Origin of the sequence: Paenibacillus sp. FSL E2-0151 (genome assembly GCF_037993015.1) — a bacterium.
In the GTDB taxonomy this organism is placed as follows: Bacteria; Bacillota; Bacilli; order Paenibacillales; family Paenibacillaceae; genus Paenibacillus; species Paenibacillus amylolyticus.
This window is the reverse complement of sequence record NZ_CP150308.1, coordinates 2,086,963-2,108,089: the sequence shown is the minus strand read 5'-3', so window position 1 is coordinate 2,108,089 and position 21,127 is coordinate 2,086,963. Positions and strand designations below refer to the sequence as shown.

The 21,127-nt window shown below is 45.6% G+C and carries 19 protein-coding genes; 3 read left to right on the top strand and 16 right to left on the bottom strand.

Features of this window, described 5'->3' with window-relative positions; all coding sequences use genetic code 11:
• Positions 1-3 precede the first annotated feature (3 nt).
• The 16 genes from MHI55_RS09850 to MHI55_RS09775 form a co-directional block, all read right to left on the bottom strand.
• Entirely contained in the window at positions 4-258 is a 255-nt protein-coding gene (locus tag MHI55_RS09850) for an AbrB/MazE/SpoVT family DNA-binding domain-containing protein (RefSeq protein WP_036610032.1), read from the bottom strand.
• 167 nt (positions 259-425) lie between these two features.
• Complete coding sequence (trmL, locus tag MHI55_RS09845) at positions 426-893, bottom strand: tRNA (uridine(34)/cytosine(34)/5-carboxymethylaminomethyluridine(34)-2'-O)-methyltransferase TrmL (RefSeq protein ID WP_017689589.1); 468 nt, start codon at positions 891-893, stop codon at positions 426-428.
• A 139-nt stretch (positions 894-1,032) separates the two neighbouring features.
• Complete coding sequence (gene serC / locus MHI55_RS09840) at positions 1,033-2,121, bottom strand: 3-phosphoserine/phosphohydroxythreonine transaminase (RefSeq protein WP_076318316.1); 1,089 nt, start codon at positions 2,119-2,121, stop codon at positions 1,033-1,035.
• Between the two features lie 397 nt (positions 2,122-2,518).
• The gene (gene glnA / locus MHI55_RS09835) at positions 2,519-3,943 is read right to left on the bottom strand and encodes a type I glutamate--ammonia ligase (protein WP_036669830.1); all 1,425 of its coding nucleotides are present in this window, start codon (positions 3,941-3,943) and stop codon (positions 2,519-2,521) included.
• A gap of 413 nt (positions 3,944-4,356) precedes the next feature.
• Positions 4,357-5,421: a 3-deoxy-7-phosphoheptulonate synthase gene (gene aroF, locus MHI55_RS09830; RefSeq protein WP_036610039.1), complete on the bottom strand. Its 1,065-nt coding sequence runs from the start codon at positions 5,419-5,421 to the stop codon at positions 4,357-4,359.
• A gap of 286 nt (positions 5,422-5,707) precedes the next feature.
• Positions 5,708-6,661: a 4-hydroxy-3-methylbut-2-enyl diphosphate reductase gene (locus tag MHI55_RS09825; protein WP_036669829.1), complete on the bottom strand. Its 954-nt coding sequence runs from the start codon at positions 6,659-6,661 to the stop codon at positions 5,708-5,710.
• Positions 6,662-6,728: 67 nt separating this feature from the next.
• The gene (locus MHI55_RS09820; protein ID WP_036610045.1) at positions 6,729-8,189 is read right to left on the bottom strand and encodes a HAMP domain-containing sensor histidine kinase; all 1,461 of its coding nucleotides are present in this window, start codon (positions 8,187-8,189) and stop codon (positions 6,729-6,731) included.
• Between the two features lies 1 nt (position 8,190).
• A complete protein-coding gene (locus MHI55_RS09815; RefSeq protein WP_036610048.1) occupies positions 8,191-8,880 on the bottom strand; it encodes a response regulator transcription factor in 690 nt (229 codons plus the stop codon).
• 175 nt (positions 8,881-9,055) lie between these two features.
• Complete coding sequence (locus tag MHI55_RS09810; RefSeq protein ID WP_339188619.1) at positions 9,056-10,720, bottom strand: trypsin-like peptidase domain-containing protein; 1,665 nt, start codon at positions 10,718-10,720, stop codon at positions 9,056-9,058.
• A gap of 148 nt (positions 10,721-10,868) precedes the next feature.
• The gene (locus MHI55_RS09805; protein ID WP_340389855.1) at positions 10,869-11,531 is read right to left on the bottom strand and encodes a response regulator transcription factor; all 663 of its coding nucleotides are present in this window, start codon (positions 11,529-11,531) and stop codon (positions 10,869-10,871) included.
• An 18-nt stretch (positions 11,532-11,549) separates the two neighbouring features.
• Positions 11,550-12,575: a sensor histidine kinase gene (locus MHI55_RS09800; protein WP_036669825.1), complete on the bottom strand. Its 1,026-nt coding sequence runs from the start codon at positions 12,573-12,575 to the stop codon at positions 11,550-11,552.
• A 3-nt stretch (positions 12,576-12,578) separates the two neighbouring features.
• The gene (liaF, locus tag MHI55_RS09795; RefSeq protein ID WP_047842275.1) at positions 12,579-13,607 is read right to left on the bottom strand and encodes a cell wall-active antibiotics response protein LiaF; all 1,029 of its coding nucleotides are present in this window, start codon (positions 13,605-13,607) and stop codon (positions 12,579-12,581) included.
• A gap of 199 nt (positions 13,608-13,806) precedes the next feature.
• Positions 13,807-14,022: a hypothetical protein gene (locus MHI55_RS09790; protein ID WP_036610057.1), complete on the bottom strand. Its 216-nt coding sequence runs from the start codon at positions 14,020-14,022 to the stop codon at positions 13,807-13,809.
• A 112-nt stretch (positions 14,023-14,134) separates the two neighbouring features.
• On the bottom strand, positions 14,135-14,926 hold the full coding sequence (locus MHI55_RS09785; protein ID WP_339188626.1) for a 3D domain-containing protein: 792 nt from the start codon (positions 14,924-14,926) through the stop codon (positions 14,135-14,137).
• Between the two features lie 176 nt (positions 14,927-15,102).
• Positions 15,103-17,040, bottom strand: coding sequence for a threonine--tRNA ligase (gene thrS, locus MHI55_RS09780; protein WP_036610058.1), 1,938 nt, complete (start codon positions 17,038-17,040; stop codon positions 15,103-15,105).
• Between the two features lie 415 nt (positions 17,041-17,455).
• A complete protein-coding gene (locus MHI55_RS09775; RefSeq protein WP_051447153.1) occupies positions 17,456-18,409 on the bottom strand; it encodes a putative sporulation protein YtxC in 954 nt (317 codons plus the stop codon).
• A 171-nt stretch (positions 18,410-18,580) separates the two neighbouring features.
• On the opposite strand from MHI55_RS09775, the gene MHI55_RS09770 reads away from it, so the two are divergent.
• From MHI55_RS09770 to MHI55_RS09760, 3 genes are all read left to right on the top strand, one after another.
• Entirely contained in the window at positions 18,581-18,985 is a 405-nt protein-coding gene (locus MHI55_RS09770) for a hypothetical protein (protein ID WP_051447154.1), read from the top strand.
• 294 nt (positions 18,986-19,279) lie between these two features.
• Positions 19,280-19,774 carry a cation:proton antiporter regulatory subunit gene (locus MHI55_RS09765; protein WP_036610059.1) on the top strand — a complete coding sequence of 165 codons (495 nt, stop codon included), beginning with the start codon at positions 19,280-19,282 and terminating at the stop codon, positions 19,772-19,774.
• Between the two features lie 4 nt (positions 19,775-19,778).
• Positions 19,779-21,017, top strand: coding sequence for a cation:proton antiporter (locus MHI55_RS09760; RefSeq protein ID WP_036610060.1), 1,239 nt, complete (start codon positions 19,779-19,781; stop codon positions 21,015-21,017).
• Positions 21,018-21,127: the final 110 nt, after the last annotated feature.

The window sequence follows — 21,127 nt, the reverse complement described above, 5'->3', positions numbered from 1 at the left end:
TTCTTATCCGTGTTGTGGAAGCTGAGTCATTTCATCTAAACATTGTGCGCATATGTAACGCTCTTTGAACTCGTTGACTTCCTCGATGGATCCGCAGAAAATACATTTTGGACGATATCTCTCCAAGATAATATGGTCCCCTTGTACTAAGATTTCTACAGGATCTCCCTCATTCATTTGATACCTTTTACGCAAAGATTTAGGCAATACGATCCTACCTAATTGGTCAACTTTGCGAACTACTCCAGCTGGCTTCATAGCTACGGCACACCTCTCCTATCTTACTCTAAATTTCTAGGTACATTTGTACTATGTTTATAGATTCGCCAAGATTTTGTCGAATCCTGCTGGAAATAAACATTTTTTGTCCTTTTTTTTGAAAAATGTTTTTTTTCCGAATTCTAGCCGTCATTTATAACCAAAATTTATCCTTCTAACCCCGGGAAATTGAGCTGGCGCAACGCTTCATATACAATAATTGCTGCCGAATTGGACAGATTTAATGATCTAACGTCACCAGTCATTGGCATTTTCATGCATGTATCGGGATTCGCAGCAATTAATTCAGGTGGCAGGCCTTTAGTCTCTTTACCAAAAACGAGGAAATCCCCATCCTGAAAATTAAAATCACTATATCGGTTCTTCGCCTTCGTAGTTGCATAGAAGAAACGACCTTCCGGATATTTTTCCTGAACCTCAGCAAATGAGTCGTGGTATTCAATATGGACAGCATGCCAGTAATCCAGCCCTGCACGTTTCAATGTAGCATCATCTGTTCGAAATCCAAGTGGGCGTACGAGATGCAGATGGGTACCGGTTGCCGCACAAGTACGCGAAATATTGCCTGTGTTCGCCGGAATTTCTGGTTCAACCAGAACGATGTGTAAAGCCATATGTGTTCAATCTCCTTTTCATTTCATGTTGACGACAACCCTCTAATCTTAAAGAAAAGCCCTCCACACGTCAATGTGGAAGGCTCTGGTAAGGCACAGGATAAGACACAAAGGTCCATTACACCGTACCTATACTTAATTATCCATTTGTCTTCTGGAAGTGGCTCATGAAGTCTGTCAGTGCCTTAACACTTTCATAAGGAGCAGCATTATAAATGGAGGCACGGAGACCACCCACACTGCGATGTCCTTTCAGACCTACAAATCCTTCTTCCTCCGAAGCCTTGATGAACTTTTTCTCCAATTCTTCAGAAGCAAGACGGAAGGTTACATTCATGAGGGAACGATCTTCTTGTTCCACACAACCACGGTAGAAATCACCGGAACCATCAATTGTGTTATAGAGCAATTCCGCTTTTTTCGTATTTTTTTGCTCAATACCAGCCAGTCCGCCCTGTTCTTCAATCCATTTCAATACTTCATTCACCATATATACTGAGAAGGATGGTGGCGTATTGTACAGGGAATTGTTATCTACATGTGTGCTGTAACGAAGCATGGTTGGAATCGTTTTAGGCGATTCGCTCACCAGTTCCTCACGAGCAATTACAACCGTAATTCCGGATGGACCCAGGTTCTTCTGTGCACCCGCGTAGATCATGCCGAACTGATTAAGATCAAATGGTTTACAGAAAATATCACTCGACATGTCCGCAATCAGAGGTACTGAACCGGTATCCGGGAACGACTTGAATTGCGTACCTTCGATCGTTTCGTTGGAAGTCAGATGCACATAAGCCGTACGTTCTGGCAAACTCAGATTCGAAACATCCGGCAATTTCATGAACTTCTCTGCTTCTGAAGATGCAGCAACATGTGTCTCGCCGATCAACTTCGCTTCAGACAGAGCCTTCTTGGCCCAGCTGCCAGTCATCACGTAACTTGCAGTCTGCCCTGCACCGAGCAGGTTCATTGGCAACATCGCGAACTGAGTGCTTGCACCGCCCTGCAGAAAGAGAACCTTGTATCCTTTTGGATTGCCTAGAAGCGACAACAACCGCTCCTGAGCTTCATTATGTACAGACTCATACACCGCTCCACGGTGAGACATCTCCATAATCGACATGCCTGTATTACGAAAATCTACAAATTCCGCCTGTGCACGCTCCAGTACCTCAAGTGGTAACGCCGCAGGTCCTGCATTAAAGTTATACGCTCTTTTTGTCACAAAATCCCCCGCCCTTTCCATCCGTAACTCTGACATACAAACAGCATTTTGCACAATTCGATTAGAATCGCTCACGGGTATAAGAGTTGGACAGGAAGAAGCATCCTGATCCAACCAACGTATAGACAAATTGAAACATTTTGATCTATATCTTACTTATTGAAAGTCGCTCTATGGATTTGTGCAAAATGCACTCAAAGTAAATATTATCGCTATGATATCAGTATTCTCTATCTGCTTCAAGGGCAATATGCACTGAAGTGTTGAATTCAGGTCATCAAATTCCTTTATCACCCTGCAAAGTTAAAGCACTACATTGTTTAATTCAAGGAAAAGCCTCCGAGAGCGTGTCCCGGAGGCTTTAAGTTGGAACAAGAACTGTTCCGACCCCGACCGATTAGCAGTCGAAGTAGAGGCTGTACTCGTGCGGATGAATGCGGATCGCTACTGCTTTTGCTTCATCACGTTTGAGGTTGATGTAGTTATCAAGGAAGTCTTTTGTGAATACGCCGCCTTCAGTCAAGAACTCGTTGTCAGCTGCCAGAGCATCAAGTGCTTCTTCCAGGGAAGCTGGCACACTGCGGATGTTTTCTTTGTCTGCATCAGACAGGTCATAGATGTTTTTGTCGAGCGGACCATATCCAAGCTCAGTTGGATTGATTTTACGTTTGATTCCATCCAGACCAGCCATCAGCATTGCAGAGAATGCCAAATATGGGTTAGCTGTGGAGTCTGGTGTACGGAACTCGATACGACAACCCTTCGGTGTCACAGCTGCAACCGGAATACGAACTGCTGCGGAACGGTTACCTTTGGAGTAAACCAGGTTTACTGGTGCTTCGTAACCAGGTACGAGACGTTTGAACGAGTTCGTACTAGGGTTAGTCAAAGCGATCAGTGCCGGAGCATGGTACAGGATACCTCCGATGTAGTGCAGAGCCATTTCACTCAGGTTAGCATATCCCGCTTTGTCATAGAACAATGGGGAATCGCCATCAAAGATGGATTGGTGAACGTGCATTCCGCTACCATTATCACCGAACAATGGTTTTGGCATGAATGTTGCTACTTTACCATATTGACGTGCAGTGTTGTGCACGATGTATTTGTATGCAAGCAGGTTATCTGCTGTTTTCTTCAGTGTATCAAAACGGAAGTTGATTTCGGCTTGACCCGCTGTCGCCACTTCATGGTGATGACGCTCGATCGACAGGCCCGCTTCTTCCAAAAGGCGACACATTTCGCTACGAATATCTTGTTGTGTATCCACTGGTGCTACTGGAACATATCCGCCTTTAGTACGAACTTTGAAGCCCAGGTTTCCGCCTTCTTCCTGACGGTTGGTATTCCAAGAAGCTTCTTCTGAATCCACGAAATAGGAAGAGCTGTTCGTGCCGCTCTCATAACGAACATCGTCGAAGATGAAGAACTCGGATTCAGGTGCGAAGAATGCTGTTGTACCTACGCCGCTTTCTTGCAGGAAAGCTTCTGCTTTAACAGCGATGCTGCGTGGGTCACGCTCATAACGCTCGCCATCCGGAGTGAAGATATCACACATAACATTCAATGTAGGGTGTGCAGTGAACGGATCGACATAAGTCGCTTCAGGGTCTGGCATCATAACCATATCGGACTCTTCAATTCCGCGGAAACCTTGGATAGAAGAACCGTCAAAAGCTACTCCATTTACGAACGTGTCTGCATCAACAGCCGAAGCTGGCAACGAGATGTGATGTGCACGACCAGCTAAATCTACAAAACGAAAATCTACCCACTCGATGTTGTTCTCTTGAATTGATTTCAATACGTTTTCAACCGACATGTATTCGTCCTCCCAAATATTCCGAACATTAAACAACCCCACTAAGAAAATGTCTAAATTCGAATTTTTTTCTGTCGTCATTATAAATTTTAAAACATGACATCGTCAATACTTATGTAAGGTATTTTTTGAAGGGATGTTAGATATACTCACACTTTATAAATAACATAAATTCATATAACAACTATTTTCATATACATTTAACTGGTTTAATGCGGTAAAGCGACCCCTATTTTAACCTAAATCATGGGAAAAACTTCACATCATAAATGTTTCTTATCACTATTGATTAATAAATACGTTCAAAACTGCAAAATATGCAAAAAACCGAGCATCTATCTGATTCCGTTGCAATGAACGAGATCAGAGGAGATGCCCGGATGATGATCCAGACCTTGACTATGAAATTCTTATTACACGCCTACACGTGCCGGGAAAAATTCTGCCGGTTGTTTGGCCGTACTGAATGATTTACCCACGATTGGTGCCAATTTCTCCAGATCCTGCAACAGGTTAGCGAATTGGTCAGGGAACAAGGATTGCACACCATCTCCTGTCATGGAGTTATCCGGATCGGTATGCATTTCAATGATCAGGCCATTGGCACCTGCAGCAACGGAAGCTTTTGTCATCGGTTCCACCAGTTCACGTCGTCCAGTACCATGGCTCGGGTCAGAAATAACCGGCAAATGGCTCAGAGACTGCAGAACAGGGATCGCGGACAGATCCAGCGTATTCCGTGTGTAGGATTCAAACGTACGAATACCACGTTCACACAGCATAACATTTGGGTTACCACCCGCAAGAATGTATTCAGCCGCATTCAACAATTCATCGTATGTCGCACTGAAACCACGTTTCAACAATACGGGTTTGCCACACTCTCCCAATTTGCGGAGCAGGTCAAAGTTCTGCATGTTACGTGTACCTACTTGCAGAATATCTGCGTACTCGGCGCAAATATCCACATACTCAGGTGTCATGACTTCTGTAATGGTCAGCAGATCATGTTTCTTGCCTGCTTCCGCCATCATGATCAATCCCTCTACGCCCGTTCCCTGGAAGCTGTAAGGACCCGTACGAGGCTTAAATGCTCCCCCACGTAACACTTGCCCACCAGCAGCTTTCACAAGCCCTGCAATCTCATCAATCTGTGCAGCGGATTCAACCGCACATGGTCCGCCCATGACAACAAGTTCTTTTCCGCCGATATCTACACCTTTGATGGAGATCACCGTATCTTCCGGATGGAAGTCGCGGCTTGCCAACTTGTAGGACTTCGAGATTTTAACGACATTCTCGACACCTTTCATTTGGCGAAGATGCTCTTGCATTTTAGGTTCAACTTTACCAATCAAACCAATGATAGTACGATCCTCTCCGCGAGAGATATGCACCTGAAGCCCTTCTTTTTCAATAACTGCAACGATATCCTGAATCTGTTCCTCCGGTGTAGCTTTGCCTGCAATAACGATCATATTAATTCCCATCCTTCCTTGTATGAGAGCACAATAATTTCATTAACGTGCGTCTGATTAAATATAAAAACTCTGTCGCGCTTAAACGCTTGTTCGCTTTTAAGCTTTTATCCGTTAAAGTGAATATACCACAGTTATCTGATTGCGTCAAGGTACACATTCCTTATCCATATACAAAAAAAGAATCCTGCTCCACAGGCTCCGACATTCGGATCTGCATAACAGGATTCTTCTCATTCACATCTCGTTTTTAATTCACATACACTTAGACTTACTTTTACATTTCCTAAGGTGTACGTGTTTTTTCTCTAACTGGAGGCAACAGTTTGCTCATGTTCACGGTACGTTTGATCTCCCACGTCTCCGGCTTGTCATGTTCATACTGTTCCAGGTAAAGAATGACTTCTTTCGTGATCGGTGTTGGTGTTGATGCACCCGAAGTAACCGCCACCTTATTTACACCTTTCAGCCATTCTTGCTGAATCTCGGAAACATCAGATACACGGTAGGCCGTAACACCCGCAATCTCCTCCGACACTTGTGCCAGACGGTTAGAGTTATTGCTGCGAGGATCACCCACCACGATAACCAGGTCCGATTGACCTGCCTGTTCCGCAACAGCTTCCTGACGAACCTGAGTTGCAAGGCAAATCTCATTATGAATCTCTGCGCCCGGAAACTTCTCCAGCAGACGGCTCATAATGTGTTTGATATCCCACTGGCTCATCGTTGTCTGATTTGTAATAAGGATTTTGCCTGGAGATACGTTCAGCTCTTCGATCTCTTCTTCCTTCTCGATCAGATGAACGAGATCTGGTGCAACACCAACGGCACCTTCTGGTTCAGGGTGATTCTTTTTGCCGATATAGATGATCTGATAACCCTCTGCCGTCTTCTCCCGAATGAGATCATGTGTCTTGGTGACATCAGGGCATGTTGCATCCACTGTTGTCAATCCTTTGTCCCGTGCCAACTTGCGCACTTCAGGAGATACACCATGAGCTGTGAAAATAATCGTGCCACTCTCCACTTGGCTCAAAATATCCATCCGGTTCGGACCATCCAATGTAATAATACCTTCATCTTCAAAGGAATCCGTCACATGTTGGTTATGCACAATCATACCCAATATATAAATAGGTCGTGGTAAATCCAGATTGCGTGCCGCTTGACGCGCGAGCACCATCGCATCCACAACGCCGTAACAATATCCCCGCGGCGAAATTCGTAGTACTTCCACTTGGTTGCCACCCGCTTTCTTTCTCGGCAACGTTGCCGATGTAATTGCAGTCCTGTCTATTATACCTTTATTCGATAGGCGGAGCAAAGACAACCGGCAACCAGATAATAAAGGTGGTTCCTTCTCCACGTCTGGTCACAACCTCAACCGATCCATGGTGTTCCTCAATAATCCACTTCGCAATCGAAAGTCCCAGACCTATGCCCGGTGTAGCCCCGCGGGATTCATCTGCCCGATAAAAACGATCAAAGATGAACGGCACTTCGTCCCGATCCATCCCAATACCGGTGTCGCTAATGCGTAGTCCCACCTGGCCCTTGTATAATACGGCATCCAGCGTCACAGAGCCTTCAGGTGTGTATTTAAACGCATTTTCGATGAAAATAAACAGCATCTGTTGCAGATAGTCCTTGCTACCATTCACATAAATGCCGTTCAGGATGGAAAAATCTCCTGGAAGCCAGTCTGCCTGACGATCCAGAAATTGTGCTCTGCGTGCTACTTCCTGTACGAGTATCTGCAGCGGGATCGGATTCAGTTCAATTTTCTGACCCGTATCCGCTCTCGCCAGCGATAACATGTCGCTGATCAGCCTGCTCATACGTTTTCCCTCGTCCGCCATATCTTCAATGGCTTCCAGCGACATTTGTTTGACAGTCTCCTCATCCAGATTCGGTCGGTCGCTTCCTTCCTGATCCCACAGCTTCTTCAAGAAGTCTACGTTCCCGCGAATGGTGGTCAGCGGCGTACGCAGTTCATGCGATGCATCGGATACAAAGCGGCGCTGGGCAGCATTCGTCTCCTCCAAACCACGGAATGACAATTCTGTACGTTCAAGCATATTATTCACCGTTTCAATCAGACGCCCGATCTCATCCTTCGGCCCAGCATATTGAATACGTACACTTAAGTCATCTCCAGATTGAATCTGATTGGCGGCATCAATGACAGTCACGAGCGGACGCATCGACTTGCGAGCCAGGACGAGACCTGAGGTAATAGCGAGGGCCATCGCTACCAGCCAGCCAAAAACCAAAATATTAAGCAACGCTTCCAGCAAGCGCTCCTGTGAACTTACATTCGCACCAACCTGAAGAATCCCACGTACTTCATTGGTTCCCTGAAGAGAAAGGGGAAGCTGATTCACCAGAAACGGTGTACCATCCACATAGATCTTGGATATGCCTCGCTTTTCAAGAATTTCATTGGCTTTTAATACCGGAAACTGAATCTCCAGTTTTTTCATATTGCCGGAAATTATGCCTGAGCGACTCTGATAATCCCAGAGTTGAATGTAAATTTGTGCCTCCTGAAGCTGGCTCTCTGTAAATGGGTCCAGATCCAACGACTGCGAAAGAGGATTTACACCAATTTGATCCGTAATCCGGGCACTTTTCACCTTTAATTGCTGTTCGACTTCCTGATAGGAATTAAAATAAACAAAGGCATAGATGACAACGCCCCAAAAAATAAGCACGGCGGCCAGAATACCAGAATACCATGCGGTTAGTCTTAACCGAATGGACATGTCAGGAGTCACCTCTCAGAATATAACCGGCTCCCCGGATGGTCTGGATTAGACGTTTGCCACCGTATTCTTCAGTCTTCTGTCTGAGCATGGCAATGTATACTTCAAGCACGTTAGACTCACCGCTGTAATCATAACCCCAGATTTTATCCATAATCAGATCACGGGACAGTACCCGTCTTGGATTTTGCATGAACAGATTCAACAGTTCGAATTCTTTGGCAGTCAGCTCCAGACGCTGCCCATCTCGCAATACTTCACGTGAGTCATTGTCCAAAATGATATCTTCATACATTAAGCGGTTGTCCGGCGTACCCGCACTATCTGACTTGCGGCGCAGCAATGCACGGACACGTGCCAATAATTCTTCCAGCGCAAAAGGTTTTACAAGGTAGTCATCGGCTCCTGTGTCCAGTCCGGTCACCCGGCTCTGTACTTCATCCTTGGCCGTCAGCATCAGCACAGGCACTTTACTGCCTGCTTCTCTCAATCTGCGACATACCTCAAATCCGTCAATCTGCGGCATCATCACATCCAGCACAACGATGTCCGGCTCCTTGTCCATCAGTTTGCTGAGGCCTTCAGCTCCATTGGAAGCCGTCTGTACCTCATATCCTTCAAAAGCCAGCCCCCGGCGGAGCATGGATACAATTTTTTCGTCATCATCCACAATCAAAATAGTTGAGCGCATGGTGGTCTTTCTCCTTTATCCTAACGTTTTATCCCATTGTAACAGGCAGAAGCACAATCTGCATCTTCAAGTAGGCGTCTCCAATCCGTCCTGGTCCATTGTAACCCTGCTTCATCAGGGCAAAAAAACGGAAGGGCCTTCAAACCCTTCCGTTGTGTTCATCCTTGCCCGATATTTATGGTTGCTGCTGTTGTGTATCTGTGGTTTGTGAAGTATCAAAATCATTTTTATTGCCGATTTTGATTTTCAGATCCATTTTCTTACCGTCACGCACCACGTTTAATGTCACTTCACTGCCGATTTTCTGTTTCTTGATGAAATCAATCAGGTCTTGACTTGTCGCATAAGGCGTACCGTTGGCACCTGTGATGATGTCATATGCACGAAGATCTGCTTGGTAAGCCGGTGATTGGAAGATCGTGCTGGCTACAACTGAACCTTCGGTAACGTCTGTTCCCATTTGTTTAGCAACTTCAGGCGTGAGAGCCATCAGAGACGCACCGATAAAGGGTACTGGCTCTTTGGGAACTTCTTTGTTCTCTTTAAGATATTTAACGGCTTCAGAGATGACGCTCGACGGGATTGCAAAACCAATACCCTGTGCATCTGCGCTTACTGCAACGTTCATTCCGATAACTTCCCCATTCAGGTTAAGCAACGGACCACCGGAGTTACCCGGATTAATTGAAGCATCGGTTTGCAGCAAATGGCTGTACTCACGTGTTTTTCCTGTTTCTTCATCTGGAATGCTGATCGTACGTTCTTTGGCACTCAGTACACCTGCTGTAACGGTGTGTTCAAATCCTTCCGGGTTACCAATAGCTACAAGCCATTCACCGACTTGAGTACTGTTGGAATCACCCAGTGGAGCTACAGGGAACGCATCGTCACCACTGTTTTTCTCAATTTTCAATACAGCCAAATCCAGATCAAAGCTGCTTCCCAGCAATTTAGCCTCATAAGGCTTGCTGTTGTTCTCCAGGGTTACCTGGATTACATCTGCACCCTGAACAACGTGTTGGTTCGTCAGGATATATCCTTCTTTGTCAAAAATGAACCCGGAACCAATGCCCATAGGCACAAGCTGATTACCGCTTTGTGGTTGCTGGCTTTGGCCTTGATTGCCTTCCGTTCCGCCCCCATTACCAAAGAAGTATTGGTACAGCGGATCACTTGTATTGGATCCACCCTGACCTAATCCTGTACGTGAGGACTGCTTCGCGAGTGTTTCGATTTTGACGACAGCCGGACTTGTACTTGTTACTACGGAAGACACATCTTCTTTGCCTGTTGGCAGTAATGACGCTGTGACATTGTTGCCTCCGCCTGTGTTTGTGGACGCTTCCTGTCCTGAACTTTGATTGTCCGTGTTCGTAAGTGCCGTTTCCGGTGTGAACATGTTTGTTCTGTCAGCTGTGTACATGAGAACGGTGATGACCAGCATACCGGCAATAAAGGAAAATAGAAGTGATCTTACGGAAGAACGCGGTTTGCGGTTATTATAGTTCCAGTTGCCTTTGCCGCCATTCCCTTGATCTCCACCGTTACCTGAGCCGTTTCCACCGCCTGCTGATGATCTTTTCGCTTGTTCGGTTGATTCACTATTATAGTAAGTAGGTACGGGTCTCACCGGATCAGGTTTTGTAATCTCTACATTTCCTTCTTCACGTTGATTATTGCTTCCCATGTGATTTGCTGTATCTTCCTGATTCACGGACTGAAAAGGTCCATAAGAATAATAATAGGAGGATTCGTCCGTTCCGGAAGAATTGCGGTTCTCCGTTTGTTTGGTTTCGTTTTCCTCGTCTTGACGGTTCGATCTATAGTTGCGTTCGTCCATGCCTCTCTACCTCCCAATCTCTTATTCCCAAGAGATATTCTTTAACTGTCCTTATTTTGTACTTTAAACCTTAACCGTACCTTAAAAACAATTAAAAAGGAGATAAAAGCACGTAAGAATAGACTCTTTTCCCCGTCACGACAGCATTTTACCCTTTCGTTTTCACCCAACCCTGACGATGCGCATAGATGGCCAATTGTGTACGATCATCCATCTCACATTTCATCAGCAGGTTGCTCACATGTGTTTTGACGGTTTTGATACTGATATGTAATTCTTCTCCAATGTCTTTGTTGGTCTTTCCCTCTGCAATAAGCAGCAGCACTTCCTTCTCCCGTTCAGTCAGACCTGATTCACTCTCTCTCGCTGTACGTTGTCTGATTCCCCGGGTTAACGCCTGCGACACATCACCTGTCATAACAGGCATGCCTCTATAGGCCCCTTGCAGAGCATAGATCAGTTCTTCAGCAGAGACTGTCTTCAGTACATAACTTACCGCACCCGCTTCAATCGCTTGCACAACCATATCATCCTCCAGGAAACTGGTGAGCATCACAATTTTCATCCCTGGAAATTCAGTCATGATGGCTTTTGTTGCTTCAGCGCCATTCATTACAGGCATCATCAGATCCATCAGAATCAGGTCCGGCATTTCACTATCATTTAACTTACGTAACTGATCAAGCGCATCCTGCCCGTGGCCCGCTTCTCCCATCACATGAAAAGTAGGTTCCAGCATCAGATATGTTTTCAACCCCATGCGCACCATATCATGGTCATCCACAATCATCACGTTTACTTTACCACTCATTGCGTTTCCCCCTCTGGTTCACTCAGGAACGTTCGGGAATTTCGGGATCAATACCCGTACCGTCGTTCCCGCTCCCGGTTTCGATATAATCTGAACTTGCCCCCCAAGCTTCTCTGCCCGTTCACGCATGGTAGATAACCCGTATGAACCCGGACGCTCCGCTTGCTGTAAAAATCCCTGACCATCATCGCTGATGCTCATACTGATCTGATGTTCACTCTCCCGTATGGACAGACTAACCACTCCAGCCTCTGCATGCTTCACAACATTGGCAACCGCCTCCTGAATAACAAGAAACAGCTGGTGCTCAATGGCATCCGAGATTCCGCCATCCAGTTCCAGCTCTTTCACACCTTTAAGACCATTCTGCCTGCAATAATCAGGAAACCAACTATCCAGTGCTGCGGTGAGGTCACGCCCTTCCAGCTCCACCGGTCGAAGTTGGGCAATAAGTCCTCGCATCTGACGCTGTGCAATATGCGACATCTGGATTAACTGGTCCAGTACTTTACCGCCATGTTCCGGATTCATCTCCAGCAGTCGCGGTAAGGACGAAGCCGACATATGCATGGCAAACAGCTGCTGGCTAACCGTGTCATGGAGGTCCCTTGCCATTCGTTTGCGCTCTTCAAGCACAGCCCGCTCCGAGGCTTGCTCCTTCTCAATGACTTCCTGCTCACCGAGGCGCTGAAGCAGTCTCATCTTTTTCTCAATCGAATCCATCATGACATTGAACTCCTGATAGACACGACCAAACGAAGCGTCATCCGCTTCAGGCATGCGCACCGCCAGATTACCCTTGGATACTTTCAACATGTTGAGATCAAGCAGGTCGATCTTGCGTTGGAGTCGTAATGCAGCGATATATCCGGTGATAACGGTGGCCAGCACAACAACAGCAACATAGGTCCATGCCCGCTGACGACCAGCCCCCATCAACACCTCTCCATACAATAGATAGAATCCGCCCAGCGTAATCAGACCAGTTAACGCAAAATACATCATCAGTTCCCATTTATTGGCCTTGAGAATTGTTCGAATCATGCATTAACCCACCTTATTCACTTTGACGTCTCCGATAAACACACTTACAATAATCCGTACTTTTTTGCTAGCTTCATGGTAATGGGCAGTTTCAGCCTGGGCACTACTCAGGAATCCGCCGCGTTTCTGGTTCAACAGTGACATATCTCCAATGAAGGAATTTGTCGTCACCGTCACACCCAGATCCATATCTTCTGGAACAAATACTTTCACATCTCCAATAAATGAAGAAATGACAATCTTCGTCTCCCCATAAGGAATCTGTGCCTTCGTCAAATCAATTACAGTATCTCCGATAAAAGCCGAGATGTTCATTGGTTTCAACGAGAACACTTCCTGCCCCATGTACAGATCACCGATGAACGCCGATTTGTTAATGGTATTGCCATTGCCATAATCCCCATAACCATTTCCGTAGCCATCATCATAATGTTCTCCATATCCGGTATCGTTAGAGTTATACGATTGATGTTTCTTCTTATATTGATGCCCTTGTGATGATGAATCCGTTGATCCTGTGAAATGAGGGCCATGTGCATCGTTCTTCTGTTCCTGTTTTGGTTTGCCAAATGTTTTCTCGAACTGTTCGTCAAACGATGACGGCATCTCCAGATCCTCTGGAGCCAACGGTTTATAAGGTTGCTCAGGTGCTGGAGGTGGCTGCATCTTGTCATGATGTTTCCGATCACGACGTCGTGGCCCGATCAGTACGAACAATCCTCCGCCAATCAGCATAACCGGGATCAGATAACGAATGAACTCCCCCATGGAGTAATCAATCCATCCCAGGTTACGGGCAAGAAAGTAACCACCAATCGCCAGTACAATTACCGGTCCTATAAAGGCGTAACCTCCGTTGCGACGAATCTCGGAGATTCCTTTGACCCCCCACCAGATTAGAAATAACGGCCAATATGTTCTGAAAATATATCCTACATCAATGTCATATCCCAATTGTCTGAACAAGATCATCGCACCAATAGCAATAAGAGGTATGCCAACCCACCAGCGGTCACGCGTCGATCGTTTCATCGCTCATGTCTCCTTTGTCTGTATTATGTATCCAGTGTAACTCAGACAAGACAATGAGAACAGCGGCGGCAGGTGGAATTCATCTCGGTCTCGAGACTGAGATCAGAGGATATTAATGTAAAAAAACTTCGCATATGTAAAACACCCCGGAGCTGCTGCTCCAGGGTGCTGAATCATCATTTGATTAATGAATCTTCAATTATTTTTTGTATTTTGATGCTTTGCCTTGACCTTGGCCAGTTTGGCCTGTGTTTTCTACACCGAACTCGGCATTGTATTTTTCATCAGGTGTTTGGAAATTATCTTGTACTTTGTTTTGAGCGGATTGCTTCACTTTTGCTGCTGCATTCTCTTCTCCAAACTCTGCATTGTACTTCTCGTTTGGCGTTTGGTACCCTTGTGATTTTTTAGCCACAACGAATCACCTCTCTCTTCATATTTACGATGCATTGCTACACCGCGGGGTTCGTCCCCAGTCAGTATTATGTGGAGAGAGCACTTCAGTTATTCATGTTCAACATGTGAAATTAAATGGCCTTGTCCAACCACGAATTCGGTACAGATTTGTACACGTCGATTGCATCGGCCAACTCGCTGAGCATCTTTTCTGTGCATTTCCCAGCGCCTTGCCTGATCACCTGTACCTCCACATCTTTTTTGCCCCACTCTTTGTACACTTGCTTGGTTGTCGGGAAATACAGATCGATTTTATTACCTTTAATCGCTGAACCCGTATCTGCAACAATTCCGTAACCATAGCCTGGAATATACAGAATGGAACCCATTGGGAACAATTTTGGATCAGCTGCAATCGTGGAAACTGTTTCTTTATCACGACGTACTTTGACACCGGAATACGTAATTCCGTATTGAGGATGTTTGGGTCCTTTTCCTGTAGACTCAACACCTGCCGTATATCCCGTTGCTGTAACCTTTTGTGTACCCAGGATTTGTTCTGAACGCGGAGCAAGCACCGGCATAGACGGATCTGCCACTTGTTTCTCTGGAAGCTCAGGTCTTGGAATGACCATTGGTTGTGGTGACCACAATAAAGCCATATACACCATGGTCGTCAACTGAGCCTCATCGCTGTATTGATGGCTAACCTGTTCCGGAAATTCTTGATCAGACTTGCTCGAAGTTTCAATAATTGGACCTTCAATGCCGCTGCTCTGACTCTCGACATGCAGTACTGTACTTTCCTCTTCAAATGTATAGGCATCCGCCTGATTCAGGTTGATCATCATCCCGGCGAATATTACACAGCCAACCAATAAACCCCGTATATGTTCCTTTTGAATTGAGAATTGCTTTTTCATTGTATAACCTCCCCCTCACTGCAAAGGTTTTCCAAAAAGCAATTAATCTATACTTTTTACTGCAAACACTACGAAAAAACGCCTGAATAACATAGGTCAATCCCATGTTATTCAGACGTTATTCAGAGTGATCAGCGCAACTTATGCACTGGTTATCTGATAGATCATTTGTTCATTTATACCAAACGTGTTGCAATTTCTTCTTTCAATTGAGCGATAATTTCATCGACCGGTTTCATGCCCAGATCGCCTTCTCCACGCTTACGCACGGATACGGCTTCTGCATTACGCTCATTCTCACCAACAACAAACATATAAGGCATTTTCTCAAGCTGCGCCTCACGGATTTTATATCCAAGCTTCTCGTTCCGCAGATCGGCTTCAGCAGAGATTCCCGCACGTTTCAGTTTCGCTTCCACTTCACGCGCATAATCGTCGAAGTTTCCGGATACCGGGATCACTTTTGCCTGTACCGGAGACAACCACAATGGGAAAGCTCCTGCAAAGTTCTCCAGCAAGAATGCTGTGAAACGTTCCATTGTACTAATTACACCGCGGTGAATAACGACTGGACGATGTTTCTGTCCGTCATCGCCCACATATTCAAGTTCAAAGCGCTCAGGCAACAGGAAGTCCAGTTGAACCGTAGACAATGTCTCTTCTTTGCCCAGAGCTGTTTTGATCTGTACATCCAGCTTCGGACCGTAGAACGCCGCTTCACCTTCAGCTTCATAGAATGGAAGGTCAAGTTCTTCCACAACTTCACGCAGCATGCGTTGGGACATCTCCCACATTTCGTCGTTCTGGAAGTATTTCTCGGTATCCTGCGGATCACGATAGGACAGACGGAAACGGTATTCGTTAATACCGAAATCCTTATAGACTGTTTGAATCAACTCGATAACACGAGCGAACTCTTCTTTGATCTGATCCGGCCGTGCAAAAATGTGTGAGTCGTTCAGTGTCATTGCACGTACACGATGCAGACCTGTTAACGCCCCCGACATTTCATAACGGTGCATCATACCAAGCTCGGCAATACGGATTGGCAGATCACGGTAGCTGTGCATGCTGGACTTGTACACCATCATATGGTGAGGACAGTTCATTGGACGGAGAACAAGTTCCTCGTTATCCATAACCATTTTCGGGAACATATCTTCCTGGTAGTGCTCCCAGTGTCCAGATGTTTTATACAATTCCACGTTACCCAGAACCGGTGTGTATACATGCTGGTATCCCAGGCTTTCTTCCAGATCCACAATATAACGCTCCAGAGTACGGCGCAGCTTCGCACCGTTAGGCAACCAGATTGGCAAGCCTTGACCGACCAGTTGGGAGAATGTGAACATTTCCAGCTCTTTACCCAACTTACGGTGATCCCGTTTTTTAGCTTCTTCGAGGAAGTGCAAATGCTCGTCCAGCTGTGCTTTTTTCACAAAAGCCGTACCATAGATACGTTGAAGCATTTTGTTTTTGCTATCTCCACGCCAGTAAGCACCCGCGACATTCATCAGTTTGAACACTTTGATTTTGCTAGTTGATGGTACGTGAGGGCCACGACACAAGTCGAAGAATTCACCTTGCTCATAAATCGTAATCACGCTGTCCGCTGGCAAATCACGAATCAACTCAAGTTTGTAAGGATCGCCCACTTCTTCGAACGTTTTGATCGCGTCCTCGCGGCTAACTTCCTTACGTACAATTGGCAAGTTCTCATTCACAATACGTTCCATTTCCTTCTCGATCTTTTGCAGATCTTCAGGATTGAGCGCATGTTCAAGGTCCATATCATAGTAGAAACCATCTTCAATGACAGGGCCGATACCGAGGCGTACCTCTTTGTTACCATATAAACGTTTCACTGCTTGAGCCATCAAGTGAGCTGTACTATGACGCATCACTTCAAGTCCTTCTGGTGAATCCAGAGTTACGATCTCCACCAATGCTCCCTCATGAAGTGTTGTGGACAAGTCCACCACGATACCATCCAGCTTGCCGGCTACGGCATTTTTGCGCAATCCGCTGCTAATTGAAGCGGCTACGTCCTCAATGCTACTGCCATCCGCGTACTCACGTACCGAACCATCCGGTAATTTAATGTTCACTGCCATTTGTCTCATTCCTCCTGTTAATGTAACCTTTGTGTCCAGATATTTATGGACTGATTATCTATTGCTATTCCAGTCATTTTGCAAAGGAACGCAAAAAACACCCGTCCCGGCAAAGGGACGAGTGATATATACTCGTGGTTCCACCCTAATTCAGCTGATTCATCCATATTCGGAAATACAGCCCTCATTGGCATGACGATAACGGGCATGACCCGGCAGATCCTTACTCGCGGATAATCCCCAATAAAGGCGATATTCTAACTCCACTTTCAAAATTGCAGCTACAAAGGGGTAAACCATACGGGATATCCGGAGGAAATTTCAGCCTTGGTTCCTCTCTCTGCACCGATCTTGCGTGTGGTTGTTGTCTTTGTCAACGCTTTTGGTTCAATGGTTCACATGAAAAATTCATGGATCAACAGTTATTATAATTGCCGAGATCACTTGCGTCAAGACCTGTCAACAATCCTGAGCGCAGCACTTCGCATTCCGGGCAATGATGACATATTTGCACTTTGTCTTCAAAGATCTGGCATATGGTCGAGATGATTGGCAGATCCGGGGTGCGTGTATGGAGCATGACCTTCTCAGGAGAGATTGAGATGAGTGTACTTACAATCATATCTTCAATATCCATCTCCAGTTCAAGACCCGGCATTTCCACAACGACCTGTTCATCCTTTTGCACGGGTAACAGATTAAGTCCAGCATCCAGGACCTGAAATTCATGCATTCCCTTGTGTACAAGATGAACCAGAGGTACTTTGGCTTCTTGAAAAAACACAAAATATTTTAACAACCCCATAAACTCTTCATACTGCCGATCCATCCAGAACTCATCCAGCGCATACTCCACTAATTCCTGAAGCTCCTGCTTATATGGCCGTATGCGGAAGTTGATAATGCCTTCAAGGTGAAAAAAGTGAACATCCTCTAGGTCCTGCCGTAGTCCACTGGCTAACGTAGTACGACGGCGCTCTCGAAGTCCGGGCTGATCCAGATCACCATTTAATAGAAGTGGCATGCAAATTCGATTGACCTTTTCCACCTCATGCTCATCCATGACAGAACACGCCTTGGCGATCATATCCTCCACCATGCTCCGTTCTTGTGTCTCCATAATGAAGTCGGCGAGTCCAAGGGAGAGCAGATCACTGATCCGGGGAAGCCATTGCTGGAAGTCTTCGTGATTCTCATTCCCTCTGCACACCCAGGTTGCTCTTCCATCATTATGTTTGAAGGTGAGCCGAAATCCTCTTTTACTTATATGTAAACCTTTGGTTTTTTCCTTGACACAACGATAAAATTGATCCGCTTCCTCTTGCCCCGATACATCGGTCCATACAGCAAACAGTTCCACAAGAATCACTCCTTTCCTTCCTGTTCAAAGTATATGGCAAGGCCGATGGGGATATACGAAGCGGATTGATGGAAAGCGTGTCATGATTTCTCAGTATATTATAAAGAGGTTTGGAGTTAAGACAAAAATGTGTTATTATTTTAATAACAGTATATTTCACGGGAAAGGAGGGAAGCCAAAATGAGACAACAACCTAGAATACTCCACTACACTATCATTATCATTTTGTGCGTTTTCCAAGCCTTGTGCTTCCCTATTCCGATGCAGTCCGAATCTGCCGTTGGGGTGTCTGTAGAAGCAACTTCCAACAAGGAAGTGCTGTTGCAAATACCCGAATCCCAGCAGAAACCTGTCATTCGCAAATATCCACAAGTTATGTCCAAGCTGATTGCGGTTACGCATAATAAGCCTGTCTTTCTTGTCCTCGCATTGTTATTGATGCTGCGAATCCCTACAACGGGTCTGTCCTTTAAACCGTGGTATTGTCTGTTTAAACGCAGATTATTTCTGCTACCTATTAAGTTTACCAGCATGTATGTATCCCTCACCCCTATAGCACCAAAATACGTGAACGCTCTTCACTAGCCGTTACGACGTATTTACAGGTTGCTTTTGCATGAAGACACCTCTGTAATTAAAGACGGTGCGCTTGTGCATAACTTATAACCCTTTTAGCACACGTTAGATAAACCCATGTTTATGACAGTACCTATTTTTGTTGTACCCACACCGACAAATTCAAATCATATGGCTGTGTCAGGAATTTCTGGCTCTGTTTACCCGCATCTTTTGATGTTCCCTTGAGCAGCAGATTAATCATTTTCGGGAAATAAGCCTGTCTTCTATGGCCAGCCCCTAATTATAAGGAGGCAACAATCCATGGATGTACGCGAAACAGACTTGCCGGGAATCGGCAAAAAATTTCAGATTGAAACAAGCAGCGGTGATAAAATTGTCATTATTATTCACGATGACGGTCGCCGGGAAATGTACCACTTCGAGTATGATGATCCCGATCAAAGCATCTCGATGATCACACTTGACGATTACGAAGCACGACAGATCGCTGCTATTGTTGGCGGATTAACTTACAAACCAAAACAGCTTGAAAATATTGAAGTAACGTTTGACGACCTGATTATCGAGTGGTACAAAATCGAACCATCCTTCGGAAGTATCGGTAAATCCATCGGTGAATTGGATGTACGTCAAAACTCTGGGGCAACGGTTATCGCCGTTGTAGAGAAAAATCACAAAAAACATATCAGCCCAGGTCCGGAGGTAGTTATCAGTGCAGAATCCACGGTGGTAGCCGTTGGCGAACGCAATCAGCAGAAACTGTTTAAATCCCTCCTCCTGACTGGAAGGGGGTAAATAGATGGATCATTTGATATTCGAAGTAGGTCTGGCCCTTGTGCTCATTGCAGCAGCCGGCCTTTTATCGGCAAAACTAAGATTTTCGGTCGTTCCATTTTATATTCTGATCGGGATGGCCGTTGGGCCACATGCCATGAAAATCTGGCATCTGGACTTTCGTTTTATTGAGAGTCAGCCTTTTATTGAATTTATGGGTCGGATCGGTATCCTGTTCCTTCTCTTCTACCTTGGACTTGAATTCTCGGTAGGTCGTTTAATTAAATCGGGTCGCTCTATTGCAGTTGGCGGCTCGATCTACATCGGCATTAACTTTACGCTGGGATTAATATTCGGTTTTGTGTCGGGTTTCCCAGTTGCAGAAGCACTTATTATCGCAGGTATAACTACTATCTCTTCCAGTGCCATTGTGGCCAAGGTACTCGTCGATTTGAAACGAACGGCCAACCCGGAAACAGAGATGATATTGGGTATTATTATGTTCGAAGATGTATTCCTCGCTGTATATATCTCGATCTTGTCCGGACTTGTGCTTAGTGATTCATCCTCCATCGGAGGCGTCATCATGTCCGCACTTATTGCCCTCGGATTCATGCTTATCGTGATTATCCTTGGACGCAAAGCAACACCGCTACTAAACAAATTGCTTAAAATTCGATCGAATGAACTATTCTCTCTCGTTGTATTTGGAGCCTTGTTCCTGGTAGCTGGTTTCTCTGAAACTATTCATGTTGCCGAAGCGATTGGTGCATTACTGGTTGGTCTGGTGCTTGCTGAAACAGAACACGCGAAACGGATTGAGCACTTGATTCTACCGTTCCGTGACTTCTTCGGAGCAATCTTCTTCTTCAGCTTTGGATTGTCCATTGATCCGTTGTCCTTAGGTGGCGATGCCGTATGGTTAGCTCTGATTGCAGTTGTTATTACATTGTTCGGTAACTTCCTGGCGGGTATGCTGGCCGGGCGCAGTGCAGGACTATCGCCCAAAGCTTCGGCGAATATCGGATTAACCATTGTGTCACGGGGTGAGTTTTCCATCATCTTGGCCAACATGGGTAAAGCCGGGGGACTGTTGCCAATGATTCAACCGTTTGCCGCGCTGTATGTCCTAATTCTGGCCATTCTGGGTCCTTTATTAACCAAAGAGTCCAAACATGTATTCCGTTTATTGGATAAAATATTCAAGTTCAAAGATCCTCGGAAAAAGAAAGAAGAACCAAAGGTTCTGCAGAAAGAAGGATAATCCCTATGTCTGTACAGAACAGACATACTAACGTACTTCGCGGCTCTTACGCCGATCTTTCTGTGACTAACCCAGGGAGAATGGCTCGAAAGCCGCACTAAGGAGGATGA

Excerpts from the sequence above, each read along its gene's own strand:
- MHI55_RS09850 (WP_036610032.1), bottom strand. The coding sequence starts at position 258 with ATGAAGCCAGCTGGAGTAGTTCGCAAAGTTGACCAATTAGGTAGGATC.
- trmL (WP_017689589.1), bottom strand. The coding sequence starts at position 893 with ATGGCTTTACACATCGTTCTGGTTGAACCAGAAATTCCGGCGAACACA.
- glnA (WP_036669830.1), bottom strand. The coding sequence starts at position 3,943 with ATGTCGGTTGAAAACGTATTGAAATCAATTCAAGAGAACAACATCGAG.
- aroF (WP_036610039.1), bottom strand. The coding sequence starts at position 5,421 with ATGATCGTTATTGCAGGCAAAGCTACACCGGAGGAACAGATTCAGGAT.
- MHI55_RS09820 (WP_036610045.1), bottom strand. The coding sequence starts at position 8,189 with ATGTCCATTCGGTTAAGACTAACCGCATGGTATTCTGGTATTCTGGCC.
- MHI55_RS09815 (WP_036610048.1), bottom strand. The coding sequence starts at position 8,880 with ATGCGCTCAACTATTTTGATTGTGGATGATGACGAAAAAATTGTATCC.
- MHI55_RS09810 (WP_339188619.1), bottom strand. The coding sequence starts at position 10,720 with ATGGACGAACGCAACTATAGATCGAACCGTCAAGACGAGGAAAACGAA.
- MHI55_RS09805 (WP_340389855.1), bottom strand. The coding sequence starts at position 11,531 with ATGAGTGGTAAAGTAAACGTGATGATTGTGGATGACCATGATATGGTG.
- MHI55_RS09800 (WP_036669825.1), bottom strand. The coding sequence starts at position 12,575 with ATGATTCGAACAATTCTCAAGGCCAATAAATGGGAACTGATGATGTAT.
- liaF (WP_047842275.1), bottom strand. The coding sequence starts at position 13,607 with ATGAAACGATCGACGCGTGACCGCTGGTGGGTTGGCATACCTCTTATT.
- MHI55_RS09785 (WP_339188626.1), bottom strand. The coding sequence starts at position 14,926 with ATGAAAAAGCAATTCTCAATTCAAAAGGAACATATACGGGGTTTATTG.
- thrS (WP_036610058.1), bottom strand. The coding sequence starts at position 17,040 with ATGGCAGTGAACATTAAATTACCGGATGGTTCGGTACGTGAGTACGCG.
- MHI55_RS09770 (WP_051447154.1), top strand. The coding sequence starts at position 18,581 with ATGAGACAACAACCTAGAATACTCCACTACACTATCATTATCATTTTG.
- MHI55_RS09765 (WP_036610059.1), top strand. The coding sequence starts at position 19,280 with ATGGATGTACGCGAAACAGACTTGCCGGGAATCGGCAAAAAATTTCAG.
- MHI55_RS09760 (WP_036610060.1), top strand. The coding sequence starts at position 19,779 with ATGGATCATTTGATATTCGAAGTAGGTCTGGCCCTTGTGCTCATTGCA.